The 4,152-nt window shown below is 64.2% G+C and carries 6 protein-coding genes; 1 reads left to right on the forward strand and 5 read right to left on the reverse strand.

Going from position 1 to position 4,152, the window contains the following annotated elements; genetic code table 11:
• Positions 1-450 precede the first annotated feature (450 nt).
• From ACTICP_RS15955 to ACTICP_RS15975, 5 genes are all read right to left on the reverse strand, one after another.
• Entirely contained in the window at positions 451-654 is a 204-nt protein-coding gene (locus ACTICP_RS15955; RefSeq protein WP_441894039.1) for a helix-turn-helix domain-containing protein, read from the reverse strand.
• Complete coding sequence (locus ACTICP_RS15960) at positions 654-1,148, reverse strand: DUF2975 domain-containing protein (RefSeq protein ID WP_441894041.1); 495 nt, start codon at positions 1,146-1,148, stop codon at positions 654-656. The genes ACTICP_RS15955 and ACTICP_RS15960 overlap by 1 nt, the downstream gene beginning before the upstream one ends.
• 229 nt (positions 1,149-1,377) lie before the next feature.
• Positions 1,378-1,701, reverse strand: a complete 324-nt coding sequence (locus tag ACTICP_RS15965; RefSeq protein ID WP_441894043.1) for a hypothetical protein — start codon at positions 1,699-1,701, stop codon at positions 1,378-1,380.
• A 362-nt stretch (positions 1,702-2,063) separates the two neighbouring features.
• A complete protein-coding gene (locus ACTICP_RS15970) occupies positions 2,064-2,564 on the reverse strand; it encodes a GntR family transcriptional regulator (RefSeq protein WP_441894045.1) in 501 nt (166 codons plus the stop codon).
• Complete coding sequence (locus ACTICP_RS15975; RefSeq protein WP_441894047.1) at positions 2,564-3,514, reverse strand: hypothetical protein; 951 nt, start codon at positions 3,512-3,514, stop codon at positions 2,564-2,566. Before ACTICP_RS15975 ends, ACTICP_RS15970 begins: the two co-directional genes overlap by 1 nt.
• A gap of 211 nt (positions 3,515-3,725) precedes the next feature.
• Between ACTICP_RS15975 and ACTICP_RS15980 the strand changes: the two genes are divergently transcribed.
• Positions 3,726-4,152, forward strand: a 427-nt coding sequence (locus ACTICP_RS15980; RefSeq protein WP_441894049.1) for a recombinase family protein, incomplete at its 3' end; no start/stop codon positions are given.

The following is a 4,152-nucleotide window of genomic DNA, read 5'->3' on the forward strand; positions in this document are numbered from 1 at the left end:
CGATCTATCCGCATGCTTCCACCACTGGGTGGTGCGTTGACCGGTTGAGACCGCCGTCGCTCGGGGTGTGCCTCAACGCAACGTATCTGTCGTGTTGAGGTGTCTGGAGTCGTGTGACACCTGCTCGCGCATCAGTCCCACAGGTCGATGATCGGGAGTGGCGCGTAGTCCAGGGACAGAGCATTCCTCACAGCGATGATATAGACACCAAGGGACACAAGAAACACCAGGGAAACCATGACCATCCCTGTGACGTGACGAAGCCGCAAACGGGACATCCGGATTCGAAGAACTCGTGGAGGTCGCCGATCTGAAGTCTGGGATGCGACCGATTTTGGATGTTCATTCGCGAGGCCACCCAGCGAGCCGACCTGCTCCCCGACCGTATCGACTAGCGGGTCGTGCCTCGCGGAGCTGCTCGCCGGCGCGGGGTCGCTACGCGCGCCTGCATCATTCTTCATAGTGGAGCAGGTCGCCGGGTTGGCACTCGAGGACGCGGCAGATCGCATCCAGTGTCGACAACCGCACAGCCTTCGCGCGCCCGTTCTTCAGGACCGCGACGTTCGCCGGTGTGATACCGATGGCGTCTGCGAACTCGCCGACGCTCATCTCGCGCTCGACCAGCATGCGATCGATCGTGATACGGATCGGCATCACACAACCTCTTCCAGCTCATCATGCATGTCGATGGAGCTCCGCAAGAGTGAGCGCAGCACGAGGGCGACCCCGGCAACTGCCACCAAGCCGAGGAAGGCCATGACCTCGACGATCACGAGGAAGGGGCTGCCGGCCTGCCCTCGACTGATCACGACGGAGGCCGCGATCACCACCACAGCGGCGCCCGCCAGCGCGCCCACGAGCAGGTCGACGCAGACGAGGGATGACCTCACCAGCATCGCGCCTCTGTAGACACGGTGAACGAGCAACGCGATCGAACCCAGGGCGATAAGGCCGAGAACGATGAAGGCGATCCCGGTCGCGAGGAGCGGTCCTCGAAGTGCCGCGTACTCAGGGAAGTCCTCCGCGACAGCCGCGGAGAAGGCGGGCAGTAGGGCGGCGGCGGCGAAGCCGACGACGAACAGGATGGCCACAAGCACCTCTGTGGCGACAGCAAGGCCGAGGGACGGACGAGGAAGCTCTACGTTCATGCATCGAGTATCGATCGATATCTATCGAAAGTCAATAGCGATCGGCGGTTGCCTCCGCCGGTCGGAGACCGCAATGCGGCGATCGCGACTTCCTTCGGGCAAACCGAGCACTCACAGCCGGGAAGGGGGCGACTGACCGGGGGCAACCTCCCGGGTCTGCGTCGTCGAGCTGCCCCGGCCTCATATGGCAGGCCGCGGACCAATGGACGCTCCGAGACCCGCTGGCAGGTCAGCCACCAGGGTTAGCGGTGACCTCAAACGGGAGTGGCCCATCCTTCGGCGCGGGTTGCACACCGTCCAGTGGCGTCACCGTGGACCACGGTGTGCGGCCAGCCGGCTGGGTCAGGAAGAGAAGCAGATCATCATCTGCGTCCAAAGGATCACCGCTCGGGTAAGGGGTACCGGTGGTGCATGTCTCCGGGGTCGCAGCGACGGCCACACTGGCACCCAGGTCTCCCTTGAATACCTGCAGCACTTCCACGTCGTGCACAGCGGCATCGAGCCCGTACATGCTCGTCACGTTGGTGGAGGCACGTGCTCGACCGATGATCACGGCATCTGCCTCCTCGAACGCTGCCCGGGGATCTGAAAGGTCTGCCCACGAGACACATGCTTCAGCTTCAACTCCACGCCCGGGATAGCTCGCGCAGGCAGACGCCGCAGTGAGCACGAGGACTCCGAGAGCAACGATCCGCGGGACACGGCTGGCCATGAGGGTCAGTATGCACCGAATCCGGTAGTGACCGGATATGTCCTGCTGGGGTATACCCAGTGCGACAGATGTGTCGCAAAACCCCATTTTGGGACCCTATCGGGAACCGTAAAAGACCGTCCAGTAGCTGTCCTGCTGGGGTGCCCCAGTTCGCGACGCACCTCGCGACGCCGCGCGTGACACCTTTCTGTGCGTCAGTCCCATCAGATGTCACCTATCCGCGCGGCAGCCCCGTCCGCGCCACTGCTTGACGTCGCTTTAGCCGGTTGCTGGTCGGTTGCCTTTCTCGGCTGGTGGGGATCGGAGAGAGCGGCGTGCACGGCGTGGAGGATTTCACGGTCACTGTGGCCAGTGGCGCGCGCTGCAGCTACGTGGGCTGCGGACTTTGCCGCCAGGGTCTCATTCGAATCAGCTGTCGTGAGCCGTGCGTCGTCCGCCGCGGTGGGGACCTGGGTGCCGTCACCTCTGCTGGCAACGGTGGTGCCGGCTCCTCGTCGGGTCGTGATCAGTTGCGCTTCCTCGAGGAGCTTGTAGGCGCGAGCGACGGTGCCGGGGGCGAGCCCGAGGTCGCTCGCCAGTGCTCGAATGGTGGGTAAACGATCGCCGGGCCGCAGTCTGCCGGAGACGATCTGGGTGAGCACTCCGCGTCGGACCTGCTCGTAGGGGGGCGTCGGGTCGCCAAGGTCGACGACGATTTGGCTCATCAGTGCCCCCCGTGCGCAGGTGTGCTCGCGGCACCGGGCGCTGAGGGCTCCGGCGTTCGAGTTGAGGGCATAGAGCTATAGCGGGCCAGCACTTCCGGGAACACCACCATGACGAAACCGACTGGAAGAGCCACGAGTCCGGTGACGACGCCAATCGCTGCGACAGCGATGCAGACCTGCTCGGTGGTTGTGGTTCGCGCGAGCCCGTCCGAGGTCAATAGACGCGCGATGATGAGGGAGGCTACCGGCAGCATGCTCGCAGCAGTCGCCAGAACCACCGCCCCGATCACGGAGGTAGAGGAACGGCGTCGCAGCAGAATGTCTCTGGTGTCATCGCTCGGACGGCGCAGCAGGATGGCGCGGATAGCGAGAGCGCTGCAGAGAAGCAGAACAATGATCCCGCCCCACATCGGGAGTGTGTAGTGATACCCCGGGAAAGGGGTGGCGCCCGACCGCGTCACCTCGCCCGTTGGCAGATGCCGCACAGCTGTGTATGCGCGCCCGCCGTCGGACAGTGCTGCGCCCAGTAGAGAGAGGATCGCAAGCATTACCAAGGATGCGATCCCGATCAAGAGTGCGCTGCGGGGGACTACCGTGCCTGTCGTGCGGCGTACCAGTGAGGCGCTACGCACGTTGACGTGGGGTGCAGAGAACGTGCGCTCACCGATGGTGATGGCGAGGACGAGCACTGCCGCTCCGATCCCTGGTCCGAGCGTGGCGATCGCCCCGTAGCCGAGGGGCCCCGACGCCGACTGTCCGCCGATACCGAGCACCAAGAAACCGGTCGCCACGACGATCCCGAGCAACGACCCCACGCAGCGCGCTACCTGAGCCCCAACATGCAGGCCAGTGCGTTCCACGCCGAGGACCCCCGTGACAACAAGAACTCCGACGATGACGAGTACCAGCCCCGCAAGGCAAGGCGCCGCGAACAGGACAAGGATCGACATGAGGTGCCTCCGACAGTTCTTGTATCGACAGAACTACACAATGACCCAGACGCCATCTTGTGTCAAGGTAGAAGTACAAGCGAGGATCGGGCGTGGAGTCGTGCGTCAGGCTGGGGTATACCCAAACGCGACAGTCAACACCGAGACATCGTCACTGTTCCACTAGGTCCAATCCCGCGTTTTGGCACATGTCTCGGCTAGGGTCTAAGACATGAAAGAAGCACATCGAGCCCCCGGGCAGCGCGTCGCGTACCTCCGGGTGTCATCGGCCGGCCAGAACCTCGCCCGGCAGCTCGAGGCAGTGGGGGAGTGCGACCAAACCTTCACCGAGAAGCAGTCCGGCAAGAGCGCGACGGACCGTCCGCAGCTGCAGGCACTCATCCGGCACGTCCGCCGCGGCGACCATGTCGTCGTCGCCTCCATGGACCGCTTGGCCCGTTCGGTCATCGACCTCAACGACATCGTTCAGCAGATCACCGGCGATCCCGCCGAGCACACCGAGCAACGCCCCCGGAAGGGCGCGAGCGTCGAGTTCCTCAAGGAGCGGCTGACCTTCGAGCCTGGGCATGCGGATGCGATGGCTGCGTTCCAGCTGAACATGATGGGCGCCTTCGCGCAGTTCGAGCGCGAGCTCATCC

This window comes from Microbacterium sp., assembly GCF_052102115.1.
GTDB lineage: Bacteria > Actinomycetota > Actinomycetes > Actinomycetales > Microbacteriaceae > Microbacterium.